At 71.7% G+C, this 24553-nt stretch carries 24 protein-coding genes; 11 read left to right on the top strand and 13 right to left on the bottom strand.

Going from position 1 to position 24553, the window contains the following annotated elements; translation table 11 throughout:
- Positions 1 to 101: 101 nt before the first annotated feature.
- From QDS12_RS06120 to QDS12_RS06105, 4 genes are all read right to left on the bottom strand, one after another.
- Entirely contained in the window at positions 102 to 1304 is a 1203-nt protein-coding gene (locus tag QDS12_RS06120; protein ID WP_279877732.1) for a SpoIID/LytB domain-containing protein, read from the bottom strand.
- A gap of 97 nt (positions 1305 to 1401) precedes the next feature.
- The gene (locus QDS12_RS06115; RefSeq protein ID WP_279877730.1) at positions 1402 to 2808 is read right to left on the bottom strand and encodes an NAD(P)H-quinone dehydrogenase; all 1407 of its coding nucleotides are present in this window, start codon (positions 2806 to 2808) and stop codon (positions 1402 to 1404) included.
- Between the two features lie 289 nt (positions 2809 to 3097).
- The gene (lpdA, locus tag QDS12_RS06110) at positions 3098 to 4498 is read right to left on the bottom strand and encodes a dihydrolipoyl dehydrogenase (RefSeq protein WP_279877728.1); all 1401 of its coding nucleotides are present in this window, start codon (positions 4496 to 4498) and stop codon (positions 3098 to 3100) included.
- Between the two features lie 61 nt (positions 4499 to 4559).
- Positions 4560 to 5537 carry a nitroreductase family protein gene (locus QDS12_RS06105; protein ID WP_279877726.1) on the bottom strand — a complete coding sequence of 326 codons (978 nt, stop codon included), beginning with the start codon at positions 5535 to 5537 and terminating at the stop codon, positions 4560 to 4562.
- Positions 5538 to 5621: 84 nt separating this feature from the next.
- Between QDS12_RS06105 and QDS12_RS06100 the strand changes: the two genes are divergently transcribed.
- From QDS12_RS06100 to QDS12_RS06080, 5 genes are read left to right on the top strand one after another with little or no spacing between them, the layout of a single operon-like run.
- Positions 5622 to 6074 (top strand): gamma-glutamylcyclotransferase, encoded by a 453-nt coding sequence (locus tag QDS12_RS06100; RefSeq protein ID WP_279877724.1) that lies wholly within the window; start codon positions 5622 to 5624, stop codon positions 6072 to 6074.
- Between the two features lie 37 nt (positions 6075 to 6111).
- A complete protein-coding gene (locus QDS12_RS06095; RefSeq protein ID WP_279877723.1) occupies positions 6112 to 6927 on the top strand; it encodes a purine-nucleoside phosphorylase in 816 nt (271 codons plus the stop codon).
- A 30-nt stretch (positions 6928 to 6957) separates the two neighbouring features.
- Positions 6958 to 7341, top strand: coding sequence for a MerR family transcriptional regulator (locus tag QDS12_RS06090; RefSeq protein ID WP_279877721.1), 384 nt, complete (start codon positions 6958 to 6960; stop codon positions 7339 to 7341).
- 42 nt (positions 7342 to 7383) lie between these two features.
- Positions 7384 to 8376: an aldo/keto reductase gene (locus QDS12_RS06085; RefSeq protein ID WP_279877719.1), complete on the top strand. Its 993-nt coding sequence runs from the start codon at positions 7384 to 7386 to the stop codon at positions 8374 to 8376.
- 39 nt (positions 8377 to 8415) lie between these two features.
- Positions 8416 to 9102 carry a lysoplasmalogenase gene (locus QDS12_RS06080; RefSeq protein WP_279877717.1) on the top strand — a complete coding sequence of 229 codons (687 nt, stop codon included), beginning with the start codon at positions 8416 to 8418 and terminating at the stop codon, positions 9100 to 9102.
- Here the strand turns inward: QDS12_RS06080 and QDS12_RS06075 are convergent.
- Positions 9013 to 9477 carry an SRPBCC family protein gene (locus QDS12_RS06075; protein WP_279877716.1) on the bottom strand — a complete coding sequence of 155 codons (465 nt, stop codon included), beginning with the start codon at positions 9475 to 9477 and terminating at the stop codon, positions 9013 to 9015. The two genes, QDS12_RS06080 and QDS12_RS06075, sit on opposite strands and share 90 nt — an antisense overlap.
- Before the next feature lie 19 nt (positions 9478 to 9496).
- Between QDS12_RS06075 and QDS12_RS06070 the strand changes: the two genes are divergently transcribed.
- Positions 9497 to 11155, top strand: a complete 1659-nt coding sequence (locus QDS12_RS06070; RefSeq protein ID WP_279877714.1) for a phospho-sugar mutase — start codon at positions 9497 to 9499, stop codon at positions 11153 to 11155.
- A 52-nt stretch (positions 11156 to 11207) separates the two neighbouring features.
- On the opposite strand, the gene QDS12_RS06065 is transcribed toward QDS12_RS06070, so the two are convergent.
- Complete coding sequence (locus QDS12_RS06065; protein ID WP_279877712.1) at positions 11208 to 11780, bottom strand: hypothetical protein; 573 nt, start codon at positions 11778 to 11780, stop codon at positions 11208 to 11210.
- Positions 11781 to 11816: 36 nt separating this feature from the next.
- Here QDS12_RS06065 and deoC point away from each other — a divergent pair, with 36 nt between their 5' ends.
- The 5 genes from deoC to QDS12_RS06040 all read left to right on the top strand — a co-directional run bounded on the left by deoC (position 11817) and on the right by QDS12_RS06040 (position 16253).
- Positions 11817 to 12788: a deoxyribose-phosphate aldolase gene (gene deoC, locus QDS12_RS06060; RefSeq protein ID WP_279877710.1), complete on the top strand. Its 972-nt coding sequence runs from the start codon at positions 11817 to 11819 to the stop codon at positions 12786 to 12788.
- A gap of 4 nt (positions 12789 to 12792) precedes the next feature.
- Positions 12793 to 14214 (top strand): aldehyde dehydrogenase family protein, encoded by a 1422-nt coding sequence (locus tag QDS12_RS06055; protein WP_279877708.1) that lies wholly within the window; start codon positions 12793 to 12795, stop codon positions 14212 to 14214.
- Positions 14211 to 15080: an aldehyde dehydrogenase family protein gene (locus tag QDS12_RS06050; RefSeq protein WP_279877707.1), complete on the top strand. Its 870-nt coding sequence runs from the start codon at positions 14211 to 14213 to the stop codon at positions 15078 to 15080. The genes QDS12_RS06055 and QDS12_RS06050 overlap by 4 nt, the downstream gene beginning before the upstream one ends.
- Before the next feature lie 119 nt (positions 15081 to 15199).
- The gene (locus QDS12_RS06045) at positions 15200 to 15724 is read left to right on the top strand and encodes an ATP-binding protein (protein ID WP_279877706.1); all 525 of its coding nucleotides are present in this window, start codon (positions 15200 to 15202) and stop codon (positions 15722 to 15724) included.
- A 1-nt stretch (position 15725) separates the two neighbouring features.
- Complete coding sequence (locus QDS12_RS06040; protein ID WP_279877705.1) at positions 15726 to 16253, top strand: hypothetical protein; 528 nt, start codon at positions 15726 to 15728, stop codon at positions 16251 to 16253.
- 430 nt (positions 16254 to 16683) lie between these two features.
- On the opposite strand, the gene QDS12_RS06035 is transcribed toward QDS12_RS06040, so the two are convergent.
- The 7 genes from QDS12_RS06035 to QDS12_RS06005 all read right to left on the bottom strand — a co-directional run bounded on the left by QDS12_RS06035 (position 16684) and on the right by QDS12_RS06005 (position 24517).
- The gene (locus QDS12_RS06035) at positions 16684 to 17754 is read right to left on the bottom strand and encodes an adenosine deaminase (protein WP_279877704.1); all 1071 of its coding nucleotides are present in this window, start codon (positions 17752 to 17754) and stop codon (positions 16684 to 16686) included.
- 64 nt (positions 17755 to 17818) lie between these two features.
- Positions 17819 to 19108: a thymidine phosphorylase gene (locus QDS12_RS06030; protein WP_279878470.1), complete on the bottom strand. Its 1290-nt coding sequence runs from the start codon at positions 19106 to 19108 to the stop codon at positions 17819 to 17821.
- Entirely contained in the window at positions 19099 to 20298 is a 1200-nt protein-coding gene (locus QDS12_RS06025; RefSeq protein ID WP_279877703.1) for a cytochrome P450, read from the bottom strand. The genes QDS12_RS06030 and QDS12_RS06025 overlap by 10 nt, the downstream gene beginning before the upstream one ends.
- Complete coding sequence (locus QDS12_RS06020) at positions 20270 to 20659, bottom strand: cytidine deaminase (protein WP_279877702.1); 390 nt, start codon at positions 20657 to 20659, stop codon at positions 20270 to 20272. Before QDS12_RS06020 ends, QDS12_RS06025 begins: the two co-directional genes overlap by 29 nt.
- Positions 20656 to 21900, bottom strand: a complete 1245-nt coding sequence (locus QDS12_RS06015; protein WP_279877701.1) for an ABC transporter permease — start codon at positions 21898 to 21900, stop codon at positions 20656 to 20658. Before QDS12_RS06015 ends, QDS12_RS06020 begins: the two co-directional genes overlap by 4 nt.
- A complete protein-coding gene (locus QDS12_RS06010) occupies positions 21897 to 22994 on the bottom strand; it encodes an ABC transporter permease (protein WP_279877699.1) in 1098 nt (365 codons plus the stop codon). Before QDS12_RS06010 ends, QDS12_RS06015 begins: the two co-directional genes overlap by 4 nt.
- Positions 22991 to 24517 (bottom strand): ABC transporter ATP-binding protein, encoded by a 1527-nt coding sequence (locus QDS12_RS06005; protein ID WP_279877698.1) that lies wholly within the window; start codon positions 24515 to 24517, stop codon positions 22991 to 22993. Before QDS12_RS06005 ends, QDS12_RS06010 begins: the two co-directional genes overlap by 4 nt.
- Positions 24518 to 24553: the final 36 nt, after the last annotated feature.

Raw genomic sequence — 24553 nt, 5'->3', positions numbered from 1 at the left:
CCGGGTCCTCGCCCCTCGACTTCCGGGTTCTCGCCCCTCGACTTCCGGGTTCTCGCCCCTCGAGCTCCGGGTTGTCGCCCCGACGACCCGGAGCTCGACGGTCAGCCGAGCTTGAGCCAGGTCGACCGGAGGCCGAGCCTCATCCGGAAGTCGGTGCCGTCGACCGTGACCGCGCCCTTGCTGCCGGTGAGCCGGAGCGCGCCGATCCGGCCGCCCCAGTCGCCGTTGCCGTCGCGGTCGAGGACCTGGACGCCGGTCAGGGTGCCGATCGACGGCCAGGCGGCCTGGACCTGCGCAGCGGTGACCGTGGCGGTCCAGTCATGGACGCGGTTGCCCGCCCACGCGTCGTAGGGATCGGCCTTCGCGGCCTGGTAGGGCACCGAGCCGCGCACGGTCCAGCCGCCGCTCGAGGAGCTGAACTGGGTGAAGGCGAGCTGGCCGGCGTACGTCACGACCTGGCCGTTGGTGGCCGCGACGGCGGCGTCGGTCGCCCGCGTCTCGGCCGCGACGCCCCCGTAGACCTGGCAGGACGTGCTGTCGCAGGTCTGGTAGGAGCGGCTCGCCGGCGCGTGCGCGCGGTCGTACGCCGCATAGGTGCGGGCGGCCACCGCCTGGGCCTGCAGCGCCGCGGCGCTCCAGCCGGACGGCATCTCGCGCGCGACGACGCCGCGGACGTAGTTCTCCAGGCCGACCACGTTGACGGTGTCTCGGTCGGTGTCACCCGCGGGTGCGTTGCGGAGGGCGCCGCGGTAGGCGGCCGAGCCGCCCGGCACGTAGAGCGTGATCGGAGCGCCACCCGCGAAGAACTCGGCCGTGCCGTCGAGCACCTTCGCGCGGGCCCAGGAGTGGCCGGGCACCTGGTAGGCCAGGACGGTGCGGCCGCCGGCGACCGGCTTGAGCCGCCAGCGGGTCGCGTCACGCCGCAGGCTCGGCAGCGACCAGCTCTGCGACGGCTTGCCCACCACCCGGGCCACCAGCCGGCTGTTCGCGGCGACCACGGTGTCGGTCGTGGTGTCCGCGCCGATCCGGACGCTGATCTTCCCGGTGGCACGCGCGATCGTCGTGCCCGGGTAGTAGAAGCCGATGATCTGGGCGGACGTCAGCCCCTGCCGAGCGGCCCCCTCGGCGCCGTACTGCGACATCCCCCGCCCGTGGCCGTAGCCGTGGCCGGTGAGGTGCAGCGCACCCCCCTCGGGTACGGCGACCGCCGGCTCGGCGGTCCGCGCGGATGCCGCGCCCGGCAGTGCGGCCGGGCCGAGGAGGGCGGTCGCGACCACCATCGCGAGCGTCGACGTCCGTGACATGTGTGACTCCAGAGAAAGTTGAAAACCTCTGGGAGTCTACGGCGTGTCGCCGCCCTCGTGGCCGGGACTTAGGTCATGATGCGCGACCGCACGGGCCTCAGACCTGGTGCAGCCTCCGCGCCGCCTCGGCGACCGAGCCGCTCAGCGACGGGTAGACGGTGAACGTGTTGGCCACCTGGTCGACGGTGAGGTTCGCGGCCACGGCGAGGCTGATCGGGTGGATCAGCTCGCTGGCCCGGGGACCGACGACGACGCCGCCGATGACGACGCCGCTACCGCGGCGGGCGATGAGCTTCACGAAGCCGTCGTGGATGCCCTGCATCTTCGCGCGGGGGTTGCCCTGCAGCTCGAGCTTCACGACGTCGGCCTGGATCTCGCCGCTGTCGATGGCCGCCTGCGACCACCCCACGGTCGCGATCTCGGGCGAGGTGAAGACGTTGGACGCGATCTGCTTGAGGTCCATCGGCTGCACGGCGTCGCCCAGGAAGTGGCGCATCGCGATGCGGCCGGCCATGCCCGCGGTCGAGGCGAGCATGAACCCACCGGTGCAGTCGCCGGCGGCGTAGACCCCGGGCGCCGTCGTACGGCTGACCTTGTCGATGCGGACGAAGCCGCCGTCGTCGAGCTGGACACCAGCCTCCTCGAGCCCGAGCCCCGCGGTGTTGGGGATCGAGCCGACGGCGAGGATGCAGTGCGAGCCGGTGACGGTGCGGCCGTCGGTGAGCGTGACGGTGACGGTGTCGCCGTCGCGGACCACCGACTGCATCCGGGAGCGACCGAGGATGGTCATGCCACGCCGCTCGAGGACGTCCTGGAGCACCGTCGCGGCGTCGGCGTCCTCGCCTGGCAGTACGCGGTCGCGCGAGCTGACGAGCGTGACGGGGACGCCGAGGGCGAGGTAGGCGCTGGCGAACTCGGCGCCGGTGACACCGGAGCCGACGACGATCATGTGCGTCGGCGTCTCCGTCAGGTCGTAGACCTGCTCCCACGTGAGGATGCGCTCGCCGTCCGGCTGCGCCGTCGGCGACACCCGCGGGTGCGCCCCGGTCGCGATGAGTACGGCGTCGGCCTGGACCGACTCCTCCGTGCCGTCGGGGTGCGTCGCGATGACCTCGCCACCGCCGCGGCCCGCGCCCTTCCCGAGCCGGCCGAGACCCTTGATGATGCCGATGCCACGGCGGGTCAGCCGGTCCTCGATGTCGGCGGACTGCGCGGCGGCCAGCGCCTTGACCCGCGCGTTGACCTTGCCGAGGTCGACCCGGATGCTCGTCGCGGCGTCACCCTGCGCGTCGTGGAAGTTGATGCCCAGCTCGGCGGCCGACCCCATGTCGGTCATCACCTCGGCGGTGGCGATCAGCGTCTTGCTCGGGACGCAGTCGGTGAGCACCGCGCTACCGCCGAGGCCGTCGCGGTCGACCACGGTGACGTCGGCTCCGAGCTGGTTGGCGACCAACGCCGCCTCATAACCGCCGGGACCTCCACCGATGATCACCACGCTAGGCATGGGCTCATTCTTGCAGCGGCTCCACCCGGGGCGGGGGGCGGGGTTCGCCGCCGGGCGTGCGCCACGCGCGCACGAGAACACCCCTGTGTCCGCTCTCCGACGATCGCCCGCCGAGTGTGGCGACCTCCGGCCGAGCCGGCTCGAGATCCGTGGCAGAGCTCGCCACTCTCGAGCCACGCGGCCGGCCCCAACGCCCAGCGCGCACAGCACACGGAAGACGGGCAGAGAAAGCCACAGCGCCCCCGCCGAGACCGGCGGGGGCGCTGGGTGGAGCTGGGATGGGGCGTGATCAGAGGTTGATCATGTGGCCGACGATGCCCTCGATGGCCTCCTTGACGGCCTCGCCGAGCGTCGGGTGGGCGAAGACGTTGCGGGAGACCTCGTCGGCGGTGAGGTCCCACTTCTGCGCGAGGGTCAGCACCGGGAGCAGCTCGGTGACGTCGGGGCCGATCATGGCCGCGCCGAGGATCTCGTTGTACTTCGCGTCGGCGATGACCTTCACGAAGCCGACGGCCTCGCCGAGGCCCATGGCCTTGCCGTTGGCCGAGAACGGGAAGGTGGCGGTCTTGACGTCGTACCCCTTGTCGCGGGCCTGCTGCTCGGAGTAGCCGAAGGAGCCGATCTGCGGCTGGCAGTAGGTCGCACGCGGGATGAAGTCGATCTCGACCGGCATGGTCTCGACGCCGGCGATCGTCTCGGCAGCGACCACGCCCTGCGCCTCGGCGACGTGCGCGAGCATCATGAGGCCGGTGACGTCACCGATCGCGTAGACGTTCTCGACGTTGGTCCGGCCGACGGGGTCGACGGCGATCGCCTTGCGCTCGGTCAGCTCGATGCCGAGGTTCTCCAGGCCGTAGCCCTCGACGCGCGGCGCGAAGCCGAACGCGGCCAGGAACTTGTCGGCCTCGAGCACCTGCTCCTCGCCGCCCTGGGCGGGGGCGACCGTCACGCGGACGCCGTTGCCGGTGTCCTCGGCACCCTTCACCGCGGTGGAGAGCATCACGTTGACGCCGAGCTTCTTGTAGTGGCGCAGCAGCTCCTTGGAGATGTCCGCGTCCTCGGTCGGGACCATCCGGTCCAGGAACTCGATGATCGTGACGTCCACGCCGAAGTTCTTGAGCACGTAGGCGAACTCGACACCGATCGCGCCCGAGCCGCCGATGATGATCGACTTCGGCAGCTGGTCGGTGAGGATCTGCTCCTCGTAGGTGACGATGTTCTTCCCGTTGGGCACGACCCCCGGGACGCTGCGCACGGTCGCGCCGCTGGCGATGATCAGGTTGTCGAAGGAGTACGACGTCGTGGCGCCGTCCTTGCCCTTGACGTCGATCCCCTTCGGACCGGTCAGGGTGCCCCACCCGTCGATCTCGGTGATCTTGTTCTTCTTCATCAGGAAGTGGACGCCCTTGACGATGCCGGCGCTCACCTGGCGGGAGCGCGCGTGCGTCGGACCGAAGGACATCGTGGCGTCACCCTCGATGCCGAACTTCTGCTTCTCGTGCGTGAGCACGTGCGCGAGCTCGGCGTTCTTCAGCAGCGCCTTGGAGGGGATGCAGCCGACGTTGAGGCACACACCGCCCCAGTACTTGTCTTCCACGACGGCGACGGACTTGCCGAGCTGTGCGGCACGGATGGCGGCGACGTAACCACCGGGGCCGGCGCCGAGGACGAGGACATCGAAGTGGGTCACGGGCACAGCCTAGACCGCGGTCCGGAGGCGCCGTACGTCGCCTTCGACACGTTCGGGAGGGTCAGTCGGACGGCATTCCGATGCGCAGGATCTGCCCCAGCGGACGGCGTGTCGAGCGGGCCACGCGATAGCCCTCGGCGGGGTGCCCGGCGGCGATCAGCATGACCACGTTGTCGTGGTCGGGAAGGGCCGCGACACGACGGAGCCGCGCGGTCGCGCCGTTGCGACGCGACCAGTTGAGCGGCACGGCGCCGAGCCCCAGGCCGTGCAGGGAGAGGAGGAGCATCATCGAGAACAGGCCGCCGTCGATCCAGCCCTGGTTGCGCTCCAGGCTGTTCTCGAACGCACGGATGTCGAACGTCACCACGAACAGCGCCGGCACCCGCGCCGAGAAGCCCCGCGAGCCGGCGTGCATCGACAGGATCCGCGCGATGTCGGCGCGGTCGTCGAACAGGTAGGCGCGGTAGCCCTGGCGGTTGCACACCGACGGCGCGTACGCCGCGAGCCGGACCGCCTCCTCGAGGAGTGCCCGGTCGACCGGGCGCTGGTCGAAGTCGCGGACGCTGTGCCGCGAGGTCAGGAACGTCGCGAGGGTCTCCGGGTCGAGCGGGTTGCCGGGCAGCGCGTCGCCGCGAGGCGAGATCCGGTCGTCGCGCACCCCGTGGTCGTTCCACCGCTGCAGCGCCTCGAGAACCTCCTTCGCCTCCGTGGCGAACAGCGCGTCACCGGCATCGAGGTTCGCCATCGCCCGGGTGAGCGCGGGCGCCGCCCGGACGCCGAAGGGGCGCCTCGTGTCGGGGAGCGCGAAGCCCTTCTCGAGCCGGTGGCTGAGTCGGGTGGCTGCGGCGTCGAGCTGCATGCCCGACATCGAGTCGAACCGCTCGTTGCCGCCGCGCGGGATCGCGTAGCGGTGGTAGCGCTCCGCGTCGAGCTGGAACTCGCGCTGGAGATCCTTCCAGGGGCTGAGCCCCTCGGGCTCGCTCCCCCGCCTCAGGCGAAGCCGCGTCGCCAGGGACCGGAGCCGACTCGACCGTGACATGCGGTTCCTCCACCGTTCACCCGCGCGACATGGAACGGTAGCAGCCGGAACCCGACGGATCCGGTTTCCGTAGGCTGTGCCTCCGTGACGTCGTACGCCGCCTACGGGACCAACCTCGACCCGGCACTGATGGTCGCGCGGTGCCCCCACTCCCCCTTGCAGACGACCGGATGGCTGACCGGCTGGCGGCTCACGTTCGGTGGCGAGGAGCACGGCTGGGACGGCGCCCTCCCGACGATCGTCCAGGACCCGCTCGACCAGGTCTTCGTGGCGATCTACGACGTCGCGCCGCACGACGAGGCCCGCCTCGACGAGTGGGAGTCCGCCGACACCGGGCTCTACCGGAGGACGAAGGTGCGGGTGAACACGCTGACCGGCGACGTCGTCGCCTGGACCTACGTGCTCGACGCCTTCGAGGGCGGCCTGCCGTCGGCGCACCTGCTGGGCACCATCGCCAACGCCGCGGAGGCCGCGGACGCGCCTCAGGACTACGTCGGCCAGCTGCGCCGCCGGCCGTGCCGCTCCACCGGCCTGTGAGCCGCTGGGACACCTGACATGCCCTAGGGTGACGCGGGTGAACGCGCCCCCGTCGTACGATCCGTCGCCCTACACCGTGGCCGAGCAGGCCGCCTCCCAGCTGGCGACCGCGACCGGCGTTGAGCGGCACGACCTCGCGCTCGTGCTCGGCTCCGGGTGGCTCCCCGCCGCCGACATGCTCGGCGAGTCGACCGCGGAGATCGCCACCACCGACCTGCCCGGGTTCTCGGCCGCCGCCGTGGCCGGACACTCCGGCAAGATCCGCAGCATCCGCGCCGGCGACAAGAACCTGCTCGTGTTCCTCTCGCGCACGCACTACTACGAGGGCAAGGGCGTCGACGCGGTCGTGCACGGCGTGCGTACGGCGGCCGCGGCCGGCTGCCACACGATCGTGCTCACCAACGGCTGCGGCGGGCTCGACCCGGACTGGGCGCCCGGGACCCCGGTGCTGATCAAGGACCACATCAACCTGACCGGCGCCTCGCCGCTGGTCGGCGCGAACTTCGTGGACCTCACCGACCTCTACAGCGCCCGCCTGCGCGGCGTCGCCCGGGAGCTCGACCCGAGCCTGGACGAGGGCGTCTACGTGCAGTTCCCCGGCCCGCACTACGAGACCCCCGCCGAGGTGCGGATGGCGGGGATCATCGGCGGCGACCTGGTGGGCATGAGCACGACGCTCGAGGCGATCGCCGCCCGCGAGGCCGGGATGGAGGTGCTGGGCATCAGCCTGGTCACCAACGCCGCCGCCGGGATCAGCGACCAGCCGCTCAACCACGAGGAGGTCCTCGAGGCCGGTCGCGCCGCTGCGACCCGGATGGGCGACCTCCTCAGCCGGCTCGTTCCCCGGCTCTGAGCCGTCGGCGCCCGGCGTAGGCTCGGGGCCATGGCACTGAGCATCGCCGAGGCGGCGGCCGCCTGCGGACTGAGCGCCGACACCCTGCGCTACTACGAGCGCGACGGCCTCCTGGTGCGGCCGGTCGGGCGGTCGGCGAGCGGGCATCGTCGCTACACCGACAGCGACCTCGGCTGGATCGAGATGGTGACGCGGCTGCGGGCGACCGGGATGCCGATCCGGGACGTCCGTCGCTACGCGGCGCTGGTCCGCGCGGGCGACGGCAACGAGGTGGCCCGGCTCGAGCTGCTGCAGGCCCACCGCGAGCGCGTGCTGGCCGATCTCGCCGAGGTCACCGCCCACCTCGCGGCGATCGACCACAAGATCGACCTCTACGCCGGCCGGCTGGTCGACAGTGCCGAGCTCACCGCCTGACCCGGTTGACCTGGAGCGCGCTCGAAGGCGTTGAGTGGAGGCATGACGCTGCAACGACGCACCCTCGGTACCGCCGCTCCGCTCACCGTCTCGGCCCTCGGGCTGGGCTGCATGGGCATGTCGGAGTTCTACGGGACACCCGACGAGCAGAGCGGGATCGACACCATCCACCGGGCCCTCGACCTGGGCGTGACGTTCCTCGACACCGCCGACATGTACGGCCCCTTCACCAACGAGCAGCTCGTCGGCAAGGCCATCTCCGGCCGTCGCGACGAGGTGCAGCTCGCCACGAAGTTCGGCAACGAGCGGCTGCCCGACGGCACCCGCCTGGGCATCAACGGGCGCCCCGAGTACGTCCGCGACGCCTGCGACGCCAGCCTCGCCCGGCTCGGCGCGGACCACATCGACCTCTACTACCAGCACCGCGTCGACAAGAGCGTCCCGATCGAGGAGACCGTCGGCGCCATGAAGGAGCTGGTCGAGGCCGGCAAGGTGCGCTTCCTCGGCCTCTCCGAGGCGAGCCCGGAGACGATCCGCCGCGCGCACGCCGTCCACCCGATCACCGCGCTGCAGACCGAGTACTCGCTGTTCACCCGCGACCTGGAGGACGACATCCTCCCGACCGTCCGCGAGCTCGGCATCGGGCTGGTCCCCTACTCGCCGCTCGGCCGCGGCATCCTCACCGGGGCGATCACCGAGCAGACGCTCGGCGAGGGCGACAGCCGCAGCTCGGCGTACTTCCCCCGCTTCCAGGGCGACAACCTCGCCGCGAACCTGAAGCTGGTCGGGCGGGTGCGCGAGATCGCGGCGGACAAGGACGTCACCCCCGGGCAGCTCGCGCTGGCGTGGGTCCTCGCCCAGGGCGACGACGTCGCCCCGATCCCCGGGACCAAGCGGGTGCGCTACCTCGAGGAGAACGTGGCCGCCCTCGACGTCACGCTGACCGCCGACGAGCTCGCGGAGCTCACCGCCGCGGTTCCGCGGGAGGCGGTCGCGGGAGCACGGTACGGCGACATGAGCTCGATCGACGCGTGACAGCGGCGAATTGACTCCGGAGTCAGTTAGGGTGCGCGCATGCGTGGCACCCTGCTGGCGCCGTACCTCCTGGTCGCGGCCGCCCACCTCCTCTGCGACGCCGCGGGCTGGGACGCGCTCGCCGCTGCCACCCAGGTCCTGCTCGTGCCGGCCCTGGCGCTCGTGCTGGTCGGGTCGGCGCGGCAGTCGACCCGGCTGGTCCGGCTGACCCGCTGGGCGCTGCTCTTCTCGTGGCTCGGCGACACCGCGCCGCGGCTGCTCGACGACGACGCCGCCTTCGGCGCCATGCTCGGCTGCTTCCTCGTCGCCCAGGTCTTCTACATCTCGGCGTTCCGGCCCTACGCCGGCCGCAGCGTGCTGCGTACCCGTCGCGGCTGGCTGACGCCGTACGTCGTCGCGCTGCTGGCCCTGCTCGCGACCTGCGCCCCCGCGGCCGGTGCGCTGGCGCCGGCGGTCGTCGTCTACGGGTGCAGCCTGGCCGCCATGGCGGTGCTCGCGACCGGCGTGAACAAGCTGACCTGGGCGGGCGGGGCGATCTTCATGGCCTCCGACAGCCTGATCGCGCTCGACGCCTTCGACGTGTGGACCCAGCCCGGCCACGACGTGTGGGTGATGGGCACCTACTGCGTCGCGCAGCTACTGCTCGTCCTCGGCGTGCTTCGCGAGGTGGGCGCGAAGACCGGCGAGGCCGCCGGCGAGCATCCGTCGGTGGTTCCAGCGGGCTAGCGGCCGCAACCCGGCCGCGAGCGGAGCCAGCGGCCCGTGCACAGTGACCTGCTGGGCCAGGTGGAGACCGGTGCCGCCGCGCTCCGCCGCGAGACGCCAGCGCACCCAGCCGCTCAGGTGCCCGGCCACCGCCACCTCGAGCACCGGCAGCTCGCGGCTGACGGCGTGCAGCACGAGATCGAGGGTGTAGGGCAGCGTCGACCGGCACAGCGCCCGCGCGTCGTCGGGCCCGAGGGAGGCGACGGCGACGACCTGGGGCCACCACAGCGGATAGCTCTCGAGGTCGACGAGCACGTCCCGCACCGCGTCCGGCGGTGCCGGCAGCCACCAGCGGTCGTGGAACGAGAACACGGCACCATCATGCTTGCCCAGCATGACCGCTAGCGTTCCGGACATGACCGACGTGCTCTCGCAAGCCCGTGCCTGGCTCGCCGAGGATCCCGACCCGCAGACCCGCGCCGAGCTGTCGGCCCTGATCGAGGCGGGCGACACCGCCGGCCTGGAGGACCGCTTCGCCGGGACGCTGGAGTTCGGCACCGCCGGGCTGCGCGGCGCCCTCGGGGCGGGGTCGAACCGCATGAACCGCGTGGTCGTCACCCGGGCCGCGGCCGGCCTGGCGGCGTACCTCCGGGACAACGGCCACACCGCCCCCGTCGTCATCGGCTACGACGCCCGGCACAACTCCGACATCTTCGCGCGCGACACCGCCGAGGTCATGACCGGCGCCGGCTTCGAGGCCTACGTCATGCCGCGGCCGCTGCCCACTCCCCTGCTCGCCTTCGCGATCCGGGCCCTCGGCTGCTCGGCCGGGGTCATGGTGACCGCGAGCCACAACCCGCCGCAGGACAACGGCTACAAGGTCTACCTCGGCGACGGCTCGCAGATCGTGCCGCCCGCCGACGCGGAGATCGCGGCCCGGATCGCCGCCGTCGGCACCCTCGCCGACGTCCCGCGCGGCCAGGCCGGGACCGTCCTCGACGACTCGATCGTCAACCGCTACCTCACGTCGGTGGTCGGCCTCGCCGGCGACGGCCCGCGCGACCTCGACATCGTCTACACGCCCCTGCACGGGGTCGGCGGCGACCTGGCGACCCAGGTCCTCGAGGCGGCCGGCTTCCGGGCGCCGAGGGTCGTCGCGGCGCAGGCCGAGCCGGACCCCGACTTCCCCACCGTGGCGTTCCCGAACCCGGAGGAGCCGGGCGCGATGGACCTGGCGATGACGCTCGCGTCGGACACCGGCGCCGACCTCGTCGTCGCCAACGACCCTGACGCCGACCGCTGCGCCGCCGCCGTCCCGTTCCCGGGCCACGGCCCCCACGGCTGGCGGATGCTGCGCGGGGACGAGGTCGGCGCGCTCCTCGGCGCCGCGCTGCTCAGCCGCGGCGTCACCGGCACCTACGCCGCCTCGATCGTGTCCTCCACGCTGCTCGGCAAGCTCGCGACCGCCGCGGGGCAGCCCTACGCGGAGACGCTCACGGGCTTCAAGTGGATCGGTCGCGTCCCGGGGCTCGCCTTCGGCTACGAGGAGGCGCTCGGCTACTGCGTCGACCCCGAGCACGTGCGCGACAAGGACGGCATCTCCGCGCTGCTCCTCCTGTGCGAGCTGGCGGCCGGACTCAAGGCCGAGGGCCGCACCCTCGTCGACCTCCTCGACGAGATCGCCGAGGCGCACGGACTGCACGCCACCGACCAGCTGTCGGTGCGAGTCACCGACGTGTCGGAGATCGGCGCCGCGATGGCCCGGCTGCGCGCGGCGCCGCCGACGACGCTCGGCGGCCTCGCCGTCGAGGGCGTCGACGACCTGTCCGCCGGCTCGGCCGACCTGCCCTCGACGGAGGGGCTGCGCTACCGGCTCGAGGGCGGCGCCCGCGTGGTCGTCCGGCCGAGCGGCACCGAGCCGAAGCTGAAGTGCTACCTCGAGGTCGTGGTCCCCGTCGATCCCGACGATCCTTCGACAGGCTCAGGAGGGACCGGCGTCGATGCCGCCCGCATCGCGGCCGTCGGCCGGCTCGACGCGCTGCGCGACGACGTGAAGGCGGCTGCGGGTCTCTGACCGCGCACCCGACGGTGCGAACGCCGGGCCCGCGGGGCGCGTGTTCGGGCGGTCAGGTGCCGACGTGCAGGACCATCGCGACGACCAGCACGACGACGAGGACGGCGAGCGCGCCCAGCTCCAGCCACGCCCACTCGCGGCGGGCCGGTCCCATCGGGGCGCCGTCGCGGCGTGCCTCGCGGGAGCGCTCGGTGATGATCTCGCGGACCTGCTCGGCGTACTTGGGCGCGTTGCTCTCGACCGTCTCGACCTGCCCGACCCCGCGGCGCTGGCGGTTGATCTCACGGAAGGTGTGCCCGACCGCGGCGCTCACGAAGCGATGGCCGTCGACCCAGACGGCCAGCACCTGGCGGAGATTGACGCTCTCGATGGACGCGAGGGGGACGACCACCGTCGAGGCGATGCCGCGCAGGTGCAGGTCGGTGGCGCGCGTGCCCACCCGGGGTCGCAGCAGCACCATCCAGCTCAGCAGCCCGACGAGGAGACCGGCGACGACGTCGGCGAGGGAGGTGTGGAAGGTGCCGAGCAGCACGATCACCAGACCGGCGATCAGGCCGATCACACCGGTGACGCGACCGTTGGTCGCTGCGAACCACGTCACGCGGTCGTCGAGGTCGTTGCCCATGAGGCTCAACCCTAAGACCAGCCCTATGCTGGTGCAGTGACAGCCACCTCCCCGACGCGGGCTGCCGATCTCGACGGCGTCGTCTCCGACGTGACCCGCTCCGATGCCACGCTCCGCCGGTTCCTCCACGGCCTTCCCGGTGTCGATCAGGTCGGTGCCGAGGCTCGAGCGGCCGGCCTCGGGACGCGCTCGATCAAGACCACCGCCAAGGCTTTCGCGCTCGACCTCGCCATCCGGATGGTCGACCTGACCACGCTGGAGGGCCAGGACACTCCCGGCAAGGTGCGTGCGCTGGCCGCCAAGGCGATGCGACCCGACCCGGCCGACCCGACCTGCCCGAGCACCGCGGCCGTCTGCGTCTACCCGGACATGGTCGCCGACGTGAAGCAGGTCCTCGGCGACAGCGGCGTCCACATCGCCGCCGTCGCGACCGCGTTCCCCAGCGGCCGCGCCGCGATGGACATCAAGCTGGCCGACACCCGCGACGCAGTCGAGGCCGGCGCCGACGAGATCGACATGGTCATCGACCGCGGTGCCTTCCTGGCCGGCCGCTACCTGCAGGTCTTCGAGGAGATCGCCGCCGTGCGCGCGGCCTGCGGCGACGCCCACCTGAAGGTCATCTTCGAGACCGGCGAGCTGCAGACCTACGACAACGTACGACGGGCGTCGTGGCTCGCCATGCTGGCCGGCGCCCACTTCATCAAGACCTCGACCGGCAAGGTGCAGCCCGCCGCCACCCTCCCGGTCACGCTGGTCATGCTGGAGGCCGTCCGCGACTTCCGCGAGACGACGGGGCAGATGGTGGGCGTCAAGCCCGCCGGCGGGATCCGCACCGCCAAGGACGCGATCAAGTACCTCGTCGTGGTCAACGAGGTCGCCGGGTCGGACTGGCTCGACCCCGACTGGTTCCGGTTCGGCGCGTCGACGCTGCTCAACGACCTGCTGATGCAACGCACCAAGATGACGACCGGCCGCTACTCCGGCCCCGACTACTTCACGCTGGACTGAGGACATGGTTTTCGAATACGCACCGGCGCCCGAGTCACGCTCGATCGTCGACATCAAGCCCTCCTACGGGCTCTTCATCGGCGGCGAGTTCGTCGACGGGGGCGGCACCTCCTTCAAGACCGTCAACCCGGCCACCGAGGAGGTGCTCGCCGAGGTCGCCGAGGCTGACTCCGACGACGTCGACCGCGCGGTGAAGGCCGCTCGCAAGGCCTACGACAAGGTCTGGTCCAAGCTCTCGGGCGCCGAGCGCGCGAAGTACCTCTACCGGATCGCCCGCATCATCCAGGAGCGCTCCCGCGAGCTCGCGGTGCTGGAGTCGATCGACAACGGCAAGCCGATCAAGGAGTCGCGCGACGTCGACGTACCGCTCGTCGCCGCTCACTTCTTCTACTACGCCGGCTGGGCCGACAAGCTCGCGTACGCCGGCTTCGGTACCACTCCCCTCGGCGTGGCCGGCCAGGTCATCCCGTGGAACTTCCCGCTGCTCATGCTCGCGTGGAAGATCGCCCCGGCGCTGGCGTGCGGCAACACCGTCGTGCTCAAGCCGGCCGAGACGACCCCGCTGACCGCGCTGCTGTTCGCCGAGATCTGCCAGCAGGCCGACCTGCCGCCGGGCGTCGTCAACATCGTCACCGGCGCCGGCGCCACCGGCCAGGCGCTCGTCGAGCACGAGGGCATCGACAAGGTCGCCTTCACCGGGTCGACCGACGTCGGCAAGGCGATCGCCCGCGCCGTGGCCGGCACCGAGAAGCGGGTCACGCTCGAGCTCGGGGGCAAGGCCGCCAACATCGTGTTCGACGACGCCCCCATCGACCAGGCGGTCGAGGGCATCGTCAACGGCATCTTCTTCAACCAGGGCCACGTCTGCTGCGCCGGCTCCCGGCTGCTGGTGCAGGAGAACGTCGCCGACGAGGTGCTCGCGCGGCTCAAGCGGCGGATGGCGACCCTGCGGGTCGGCGACCCGCTCGACAAGAACACCGACGTGGGCGCGATCAACTCCGCCGCCCAGCTCGCCCGCATCCGCGAGCTCTCCGAGATCGGGGCCGCCGAGGGCGCCGAGGCCTGGTCGGCCCCGTGCGACCTGCCGACGCAGGGCTACTGGTTCGCCCCGACCGTCTTCACCGGCGTCACGCAGGCGCACCGGATCGCCCGCGAGGAGATCTTCGGCCCGGTGCTGTCGGTGCTCACGTTCCGCACGCCCGCCGAGGCGGTCGAGAAGGCCAACAACACGCCGTACGGCCTCTCCGCGGGGGTCTGGACCGAGAAGGGCTCGCGGATCCTCAAGATCGCGGACAAGCTGCGCGCCGGCGTCGTGTGGGCCAACACGTTCAACAAGTTCGACCCGACGTCGCCCTTCGGCGGCTACAAGGAGTCCGGTTATGGCCGCGAGGGCGGCCGCCACGGCTTGGAGGCCTACCTGCGATGACCCGTCTCGACGTCCGCAAGACCTACAAGCTCTACATCGACGGCGCGTTCCCTCGCTCGGAGTCGGGTCACTCCTACCAGGTGTCCGACGCCGCCGGCCGGTTCGCGGCCAACGCGGCGCTCGCCTCCCGCAAGGACGCGCGTGACGCCGTCGTCGCGGCACGCAAGGCGTTCGGCGGCTGGTCCGGCCGCACGGCCTACAACCGCGCCCAGGTCCTCTACCGCGTCGCGGAGATCATGGAGGACCGCCGCCCGCAGTTCACCGACGCGGTCGTGCTGGCCGAGGGTGCGAGCGCGGGGCAGGCCGGCCGCATCGTCGACACAGCGATCGACCGGCTCGTCTGGTACGCCGGCTGGGCGGACAAGCTCACCCAGGTGCTCGGCAACGCCAACCCCGTGGCGGGCCCCTACTTCAACCTCTCCACGCCCGAGCCGACCGGCGTCGTCGCCGTCCTCGCGCCGCAGGAGTCCTCGCTCCTCGGCCTGGTCTCCGTGGTGGCGCCGGTGATCGTCACCGGCAACACGACGGTCGTGGTGTCGTCCTTCGCGCGCCCGCTGCCGGCCGTGACGCTCGCCGAGGTGCTGGCCACCTCCGACGTGCCGGGCGGGGTCGTCAACCTGCTCACCGGCGACGCGGCGTCGATCGGGCCTTGGCTGGCCGCCCACATGGACGTCAACGCCATCGACCTCACCGGTGTCGCGGGCCGCCCCGACCTGGCCACGCAGCTCGAGGTCGCCGCCGCCGACAACCTGAAGCGGGTACGTCGCGCGCCGTCCGCCGAGCCGGACTGGGCCGCCGAGCCGGAGCTCGACACGATGACCGACTTCCTCGAGACCAAGACGGTCTGGCACCCGATCGGCCTGTGAGGCCGCACGCACAGTCTCGTCCGGAGGAACCGAGGGACGAGGCGTCTCGCAGGGTCGTCGTACTCGCGGGGCCGTCGGGGGCGGGCAAGTCGCGTCTCGCCCGGCGCCTCGGCCTGCCCGTGCTGCGACTGGACGACTTCTACAAGAACGGCAGCGACCCGACGCTGCCGCGCATCCAGGACGGCCCCAACGCCAGCCTGGTCGACTGGGACCACCCCGACTCCTGGCTGCCCGACGACGCGATGGCCGCGCTGCACGCGCTGTGCGCCGACGGGCGCGCCGACGTCCCCGTCTACGACATCGCCCACGACGGACGCACCGGCCACCAGCTGCTCGACCTCGGCGAGCACCGGCTGTTCCTGGCCGAGGGGATCTTCGCGCAGGACATCGTCGCTGACTGCCGCGAGGCGGGCATCCTCGCGGCGGCGTACTGCGTCACCCAGCACCCGCTCGTCACGTTCTGGCGCCGCCTCGCCCGCGATCTGCGGGAGCGCCGCAAGCCACCGCTGGTGCTCGTCCGGCGCGGCTGGGCGCTGATGCGGGGCCAGTCTCGCGTGGTCGCCGACGCCGCCGCGAAGGGTTGCGTCGTGATCAGCCCCGACGAGGGCTACGCCGACGTGCAGCGCCTGATCCACACTGGCTGACATGACGCCGCCGTACGGCCCCACGCTGCGCCAACCCGACCAGACGTCGTGCGGCGCTGCGTGCGTGGTCGTCGCGCGGCTGCTCGCCTCGCCCGATGCCGAGCCGACTCCGCAGTCCTTCTCCCGCGAGGTGCTCGACACGCACCGCCGGCTCGTGGGCACCGTCGCCCCGGGCGGCCGCGCCCAGCTGCCCTGGCCGTCGACCCTCGGCACCCCGCCCTGGGCGGTCGCCCACGCACTGCGCCCGATCGAGGACGTCGGCTACGGCACCCGCCTCGCCCGGTGGTCGCCGTCGGCGGCCTTCGCGACCGCCGCCACCGCCGTCGCCCAGCACCCGGTGGCGCTCTACATCGGGTCCTCCGTCATGCCGCGACACGTCGTCCTCGCGGTCTCCGCCGGGCCCGACGGGCTCTCCGTCTACGACCCCGCGTCGGGCGGGCTCAGCACGGTCGGCCACCACGCGTTCGTCTCCGGGAAGCTGGGCATCGCCGGTTGGGACGTGCCGTGGTTCGTGGTGCTGCCGCGGTAGCTCGGTCGGCTGCAGGTCGCTCTGCTGCGACCAGTGAGGCCGGGCGGGGCAGGCGGGCTCGGGCGGCGGGGCAACTGCCAAAGTGTCACGGTGACACTTCGGCGGACGGGTGACACTTCGGAGCTGTCACCCGACCCGCGAAGTGTCATGGTGACCCTTCGTAACGGTCACGGTGACACTTCGGCGGATGAGTGACAGTTCGGAGCTGTCACCCAACCCGCGAAGTGTCACGGTGACACATCGCAACGGTCACGGTGACACTTTGCCGCGGCCACCCCAGCGCTGGGCAGGGATGAGCGACGAGCGGGCCGCGAAGTGTCACGGTGACACTTCGGCGGACGAGTGATAGTTCGGAGGTGTCACCCCACCCGCGAAGTGTCACGGTGACCGTTCGCAACGGTCACGGTGACACTTTGCCGCCTGCGCAGAATCACCCGCGGAGATCCGCGTACGCGTCCTTGATCCCGTGGATGAGCTCGACCCGCTCGTCGTACGGCAGGAACGCCGACTTCATCGCGTTGACGGCGAACCGCTCCAGGTCGTCCCAGCCGTAGCCGAACGCCTCGGCGAGGAGGGCGGTCTCCTGGGTCATCGAGGTACCGCTCATCAGCCGGTTGTCGGTGTTGATGGTGACCCGGAAGCCGAGCGAGGCGAGCAGGCCGAACGGGTGCTCCCCGATCGACCCGACCGCGCCGGTCTGGACGTTGGAGGTCGGGCAGAGCTCCAGCGGGATACGCCGGTCGCGGACGTACGCCGCCAGCCGACCCAGCTCGACCGACCCGTCGCGGCCGACGGTGATGTCGTCGACGATCCGCACGCCGTGGCCGAGCCGGTCCGCACCGCAGGGGTGCACGGCCTCCCAGATCGACGGGAGGCCGAAGCCCTCCCCGGCGTGGATGGTGAAGCGCAGGTTCTCACCGGCGAGGTACTCGAACGCATCGAGGAAGCGGGTGGGCGGGTAGCCCGCCTCGGGACCCGCGATGTCGAAGCCGGCCACCCCCTTGTCGCGCCAGAACACGGCCAGCTCGGCGATCTCCCGGGCGCGCGCGAACTGGCGCATCGCGGTGAGCAGCTGCCTGACGACGATCTTGCCGCCCGCCTCGACCTCCGCGAACCCGGCGGCCACGGCCGCGATGGCCGCGTCGAGGGTCAGGCCGCCCTGCAGGTGGTTCTCGGGAGCCCAGCGCACCTCGGCGTACACGACGCCGTCGGCGACCAGGTCCTCGGCGAACTCGCGGGCGACCCGGGTGAGGTTCTCCGCCGACTGCATGACGGCGATGGTGTGGACGAACGTCTCGAGGTAGCGCTCGAGCGAGCCGGAGGACGCGCTCTCGCGGAACCACTCCCCGAGCGCGACGGCGTCACTCGCCGGCAGCTCGTGACCGATCGCCCCGGCGAGCTCGACGATGGTCGACGGGCGCAGGCCGCCGTCGAGATGGTCGTGCAGGACCACCTTCGGCGCGGCCTGGATCTGGTCCCACGGGAGAGCGGTCGATGCCATGGCCGTATCCAACCATCCGGCCGCACCGGCCCGCTCGGCGGCGGAGCAACGCCCGCCGGATCGCTCAGGAGACCCGCTCGATGACCAGCGGCGCCGGCCTGAGCTCCGTCCCGGCTGGGGCGATGTCGAACCCGCCCTCGAGCGACTCCAGCGCCCGCTCGAAGCGAGACGGGTCGTCGGCGTGCAGCGTCAGCAGCGGGGTGCCCTCGGTGACGGTGTCGCCGGGGCGTGCGTGCCAGACGACGCCGGCGCCGGGCGAGACCGGGTCCTCCTTGCGGGCGCGGCCCGCCCCAAGGCGCCAGGCGGCCAGGCCGACCGCCATGGCGTCGAGGCGGGTCAGGACACCCGAGGCGGGCGCCGAGATGACGTGCTGCTCGGCCGCGGCCGGGAGCGGAGCGTCGGGGTCGCCGTCCTGGGCGCGGATCATCGCCTTCCAGGCGTCCATCGCCGAGCCGTCGGCGAGCTTGTCGGCCGGGTCGACGTCGGTGATGCCGGCGCCGGCCAGCATCTCGCGGGCCAGTGCGAGCGTCAGCTCCACGACGTCGGCCGGTCCGCCGCCGGCGAGCACCTCGACCGACTCGGCCACCTCGAGGCCGTTGCCGGCGGTGTGACCGAGCGGGGTGGACATGTCGGTGAGCAGTGCGACCGTGTGGACGCCGGCATCGGTGCCCAGGTCCACCATCGTCCGGGCGAGCTCCTGGGCCGCGGCCAGGTCCTTCATGAAGGCGCCGGTGCCGACCTTCACGTCGAGGACGAGCGCGCCGGTGCCCTCGGCGATCTTCTTCGACATGATCGACGAGGCGATCAGCGGGATCGACTCGACGGTGCCGGTCACGTCGCGCAGGGCGTAGAGCTTGCGGTCGGCGGGCGCCAGCCCGGAGCCGGCCGCGCAGATGACGGCGCCGACCTCCTCGAGCTGGCGGAACATCTCCTCGTTCGACACCGCCGCACGCCACCCGGGGATCGCCTCGAGCTTGTCGAGCGTGCCGCCGGTGTGTCCGAGACCGCGACCGGACAGCTGCGGGACCGCGACGCCGCACGCGGCGACCAGCGGGGCGAGCGGCAGGGTGATCTTGTCGCCGACGCCGCCGGTCGAGTGCTTGTCCGCGGTCGGCCGCGAGAGCGAGGCGAAGGACATCCGCTCGCCCGTCGCGATCATCGCCGCGGTCCAGCGGGCGATCTCGCGGCGGGTCATGCCGTTGAGGAGGATCGCCATGTTGAGGGCGGCCATCTGCTCGTCCGCGACCACGCCGTCGGTGTAGCTCCGGATGACCCAGTCGATCTGGCTGTCGCTCAGCTCGCCGCCGTCCCGCTTGGCCAGGATCACCTCGACCGCGTCGTGGCTCATGCCGATACCTCCACAGATCTGTAGCCCTTCAGTACGAACGTCCCGCGTGCCTCCGGCTCGGCCGCGAGCGAGAGGCCCGGGAACCGCGTGGTCAGGGCGGCCAGCGACTCGGTCAGCTCCATCCTCGCCAGCGGCGCACCGAGGCAGAAGTGGATGCCGGCGCTGAACGCCAGGTGCGGGTTGGGGTCCCGGCCGGGCCGGAACTCGTCCGGCGCCTCGAAGAGGGCCGGGTCGCGGTTGGCGGCGCCGAGCAGGGCAGCGACCTTCTGGCCGGGCTCGATCACGACGCTCGACCCCGAGGAGGTGCGCAGCTCGACCGGCTCGGCCGCCGTACGCTCGAACAGCTGGAGCGCCGCGTCGTAGCGCAGCATCTCCTCGATGGTCAGTGCCACGTCGTCGGCGGGGCGCGCGCCGGCGCGCAGCATCGACACCAGCCCGTTGCCGAAGACGTTGACCGACGCCTCGTGGCCGGCGTTGAGGAGGAGGACGACCGAGGCCACGACCTCATCATCGGAGAGGCCCTCCGTGAGCCTGCCCGCCTCCGTCGAGCTGAGCGCGACGAGGTCGGAGATCAGGTCGTCGCTCGGCCGCACCCGCCGCTCGGCGACCTGCTCGCGGACCAGGCCGGCGAACTCGGCCGCCGCCGCGACGGCCGCGTCGACGACCTCCTGCGAAGGCGCGACTTCGTACATGTGCACGATCGCCTGCGACCACGCCCGCAGCTGCGGCGCGTAGGAGGTGGGCACGCCGAGCAGCTCCGCGATGACAAGCACCGGGAGTGGCTCCGCGTAGGAGCCAATGACGTCGAAGCCCGCCGGGTCGACCTCGTCGAGCAGCTGCGCCGCCAGCGCCTCGACGCGCGGGCGGAGCCGGTCGACGTGGCCGCGGTTGAACGCCGCGGCGACCGGTCGGCGCAGCCGGGTGTGCACCGGCGGCTCGTTCTCCATCATCTGGTTGCGGTGGAGCAGGTTGAACGGCTCGAGGTAGTCGGCCGGCTCGCGGTCGCGCCAGAGCCGTTGCAGCCGGCGGTCGCGCAGCACCGCCGAGGCGGCGGCGTGGCTGAACGTCAGCCAGGTCCCGGCCGCCTCCGACCACGCGATCTCATGACGCGCCCGCTCCTCCGCGAAGAAGGGGTAGGGGTCGGCCGCGAGCTCGGGCGAGCTCAGGTCAAGCGAGGTCGTCGGGCCCGAAGGCATCCGGCAGCACCTCGCTCATCGGCTTCACACCCGAGACCGTCCACAGCAGCATCGTCGGACCGCCGTTCTCCCAGAGGAGCTGGCGGCAGCGGCCGCACGGCATGATGACGTCGCCCTTCCCGTTGACGCAGACCACGTGGGTGAGCCGGCCGCCGCCCGTCAGGTGGAGCTGGGAGACCAGGCCGCACTCGGCGCAGAGGCCGACGCCGTACGCCGCGTTCTCGACGTTGCAGCCCTGGAGCAGCCGACCGTCGTCGACGAGGGCGGCGACGCCCACCGGGTAGTTCGAGTACGGCGCGTAGGCGTGCGTCGCGGCCTCGACGGCCCTGTCGCGCAGCCCGTCCCAGTCGACGTCGCTCATCCGGCCGAGCCCTTGCGGTAGACCTGCCCGTCCGCCTTCGGCATCCGCAGCCGTTGCGAGAAGAGCGCGAGGACCAGCAGCGTCGTCAGGTAGGGCGTCATGCCGGTGAAGTCGCCGGCGATCTCGTCGGTGAGGACGAAGATCGCGAGCAGGCCGACGGCGAGCGCGACGCTCGCGAGCGCCTGGCTGCGGCGGGTCCGGAGCATGTAGATCGCGTAGAACAGCAGCAGCACGGCGAGCAGCAGGACCAGGGCGTGCACCGACTCGCCACCCGAGCGCAGGCGGAGCGCGTCGGTGTAGCCGAACAGGCTCGAGCCGGCGAGCAGGCCGCCGGGGCGCCAGTTGCCGAAGATCATCGCGGCCAGGCCGATGTAGCCGCGGCCGCCGGTCTGGCCCTCGCGGTAGACGGTGGAGTCGTTGACGAGGAACGCACCGGCCAGGCCGGCCAGGGCGCCGGAGATGATGACGGCGACGTACTTGTAGAAGTAGACGTTGACGCCCAGGGACTCGGCGGCCTCGGGGCTCTCGCCGCACGACCGGACGCGCAGGCCGAAGGTCGTGCGCCAGAGCACCCACCACGTGAGCACGAAGAGCAGCAGCCCGCCGATGACGAGCGGCGTGAGCCGGCTGGTGAGGCCGAGGACGATGGCGCCCAGGTCGGAGACGAAGAACCAGTGCTTGCTCTCGAGCGTCTGCGCGAGGTTGGAGATGCCCGGGATGTCGAACGTCGACATCGGCTCCACGGGCGGGGACTGGGTCGGGCCGCCGCCCTGCTTGCCCGTGAACGCGAGCCCGGCGAGGTACTGCCCCGCGCCCAGGGCGATGACGTTGATCGCCACGCCGGAGACGATGTGGTCGACACCGAAGCCCACGGTCGCGATGGCGTGGAGACCGCCGGCGATCGCACCGAAGAGGAGCGCGAACGCGACGCCCGCCCACATGCCCCACTGGTAGCCGGCCCACCCGGCTCCGAAGGTGCCCATGATCATCATGCCCTCGAGGCCGATGTTCACGACGCCGGAGCGCTCCGACCAGAGGCCGCCGAGACCGGCGAGGGCGATCGGCATGGCCGCGCGGATCGCGGCGCGGACGGTGCCCGACGAGGCGACGTCCTGGGCGCCGGTGATCTCCCGCAGCACGGCCAGCAGCAGGATGACCGCAGCGACGCCCAGCAGCACGACCGGCCACGTCGGGCGGACCTTGCGAACCGTGCCGGTCGCCTTCTCGAGAAGCTCGGTCATGCGGCCACCTCCTCGGGCTGGCGGGTCGACTCGAGCTGCGCGGCGACCCGGCGCTGCTCGGCGGCGTTGTTGTAGCGGCGGACGACCTCGTAGGCGACCACGACGGAGAGCACGATGACTCCCTGCATGATGTTGACGATGTCGTTGGAGACGCCGGCGGTGAGCTGCAGGGCGTTGGACTGCTCGTTGAGGAACGCGAACAGCAGCGCGGCGAAGGCGATGCCGATCGGGTTGTTGCGGCCCAGCAGCGCGACCGCGATGCCGGCGAAGCCGAGGCCGGTCTGGAACGTCAGCCCGTAGTTGTAGGAGTCACCGAAGAGGAGCGGCATCCCGATCAGGCCGGCGATGCCGCCGCTGATGAGCATCGACACGATGATCATCTTCTTGACGTTCACGCCGCTCGCGACGGCTGCCGACTCGGACTGGCCGGTCGCACGGAGGTTGAAGCCGAACACCGTCCGGTTGAGCAGCAGCCAGTAGAAGACGGCCGCGACGACGGCGAGGAGCGACAGCGTGTAGACCGCGATCGGCGCGTCCGGGACGATCTTGAAGCCGGCCAGCTGGCTGCTCACCGGGATGTCGTTGGTGTGGATGTTGTTGGTGCCCTTCGCCGACACCTGCCGCAGCAGGTAGGCGACCAGGTAGGTCGCGATCGAGTTCAGCATGATGGTCGAGATGACCTCGCTGACGCCCCGGGTCACCCGGAGCAGGCCGGCGATGCCGGCCCAGATGGCGCCCACGGCGATCGCGACGACGATGCTGAAGACGACGTTGAGCTTGCCGGGCAGCCACGCCTCGCCGGCGACGTACGCCGCCACGAAGGCGGCGAGCCGGTACTGGCCGTCGACGCCGATGTTGAACAGGTTCATCCGGAACCCGACCGCCACGGCGAGCGCCGAGAGGTAGAGCACGGAGCCTGAGTTGATGATGTTGACGATGTTGCGCGGCTTCGGCTTGCTGAAGATCGTCGACCACACCTCGCCGACCGGGTCACCGGCGACGGCCAGCACCAGGCTGGTCACGAGCACCGCGAAGATGATCGCCAGGAGCGGCGCGGCGAGCGTCAGCGCCGCCCGACGTACGTCGAACCTCATGCCGGCACCTCCGCGCCGGTCATCGCCGAGCCGAGCTGCTCGGGGGTCACTGTCTGCGGATCGACCGTGCCGACCAGGCGGCCTCGGAGCATCACGTGGATGGTGTCCGAGAGGCCGATCAGCTCGTCGAGGTCCGCGGAGATGAGAAGCACTGCGAGGCCTTCCCGTCGGGCGGTCTTGATGTGGTCCCAGATGGCGGCCTGGGCGCCGACGTCGACACCGCGCGTCGGGTGGGAGGCGATGAGCAGCAGCGGCTCGCTCGACATCTCGCGACCGACGATCAGCTTCTGCTGGTTGCCGCCGGAGAGGGCACGTGCGGTGGTGTCGATCGACGGGGTGCGGACGTCGTAGGCCTCGACGATCCGCTCGGTGTCGGCGCGGGCGCCGCCGCGGTCGATGAACGGGCCCTTCCGGTTGGGCTCACGGGTCTGGTGCCCCAGCATGCGGTTCTCCCACAGGGGAGCGTCCAGCAGCAGGCCGTGGCGGTGCCGGTCCTCGGGGATGTAGCCGATCCCCGACTCCCGCCGGCGGGCGGTCGACCAGTTGGCGACGTCCTCGTCGCCGAGCGCGATGGTCCCCTGGACCTTCCGCATGCCCATGATCGCCTCGACGAGCTCGGCCTGGCCGTTGCCCTCGACGCCGGCGACGCCGACGACCTCGCCACGGCGGATGTCGAACGAGACGTCGGTGAGCAGGTCGCGGCCGCCCTGCGGGTCGAACATGCTCAGGTCGCGCACGGACAGCGCGACGACGTCGGTGACGGTGGAGGTCTCCGTGCTGGGCGACGGGAGCTCGGACCCGACCATGAGCTCGGCGAGCTGGCGGGCGGTCGTCTGCTTCGGGTCGACGGTGGTGACGGTCCGACCGCGCCGGATGACGGTCACGTCGTCGGCGACGGCGAGCACCTCGTCGAGCTTGTGGGAGATGAACAGGACGGTGAGGCCCTCGGCCTTGAGGCCACGGAGGTTCTCGAAGAGCTCGTCGACCTCCTGCGGCACCAGGACGGCGGTGGGCTCGTCGAGGATGATGGTGCGGGCGCCGCGGTAGAGCACCTTGAGGATCTCGACGCGCTGGCGGTCGCCGACACCGAGGTCCTCGACCAGGCGGTCCGGGTCGAGGTCGAAGCCGTACGACGTCGCGAGCTCGTGGATGCGGCGCCGGGCGCGGTCACCGCTGCCGTAGAGCTTCTCGGCGCCGAGCACGACGTTCTCGAGCACGGTGAGGTTGTCCGCGAGCATGAAGTGCTGGAAGACCATGCCGATGCCGGCCGCGATCGCGTCAGCGGGCGAGGAGAAGGAGACCTGACGGCCGTCGACCTCGATCGTGCCGCTGTCGGGCTTCTGGACGCCGTAGAGGATCTTCATCAGCGTCGACTTGCCGGCACCGTTCTCGCCCACGAGCGCGTGCACCGTCCCGTGCCGGACCGTGACGTTGACCTGGTCGTTCGCGATGACACCCGGGAAACGCTTGCCGATGTCGGTGAGGCGGACGGCGGTGTCCTGGGCGTCGCTGGTGTCGCTCACGAACCCTCCTGTTCGATGCTGAGACATGGTCCGGGC

The sequence above is a fragment of the Nocardioides sp. CER19 genome, assembly GCF_029846275.1.
Lineage (GTDB): Bacteria > Actinomycetota > Actinomycetes > Propionibacteriales > Nocardioidaceae > Nocardioides.
Note: the sequence above shows the minus strand (reverse complement) of the source record. Positions and strands in the feature narration are given on the sequence as shown.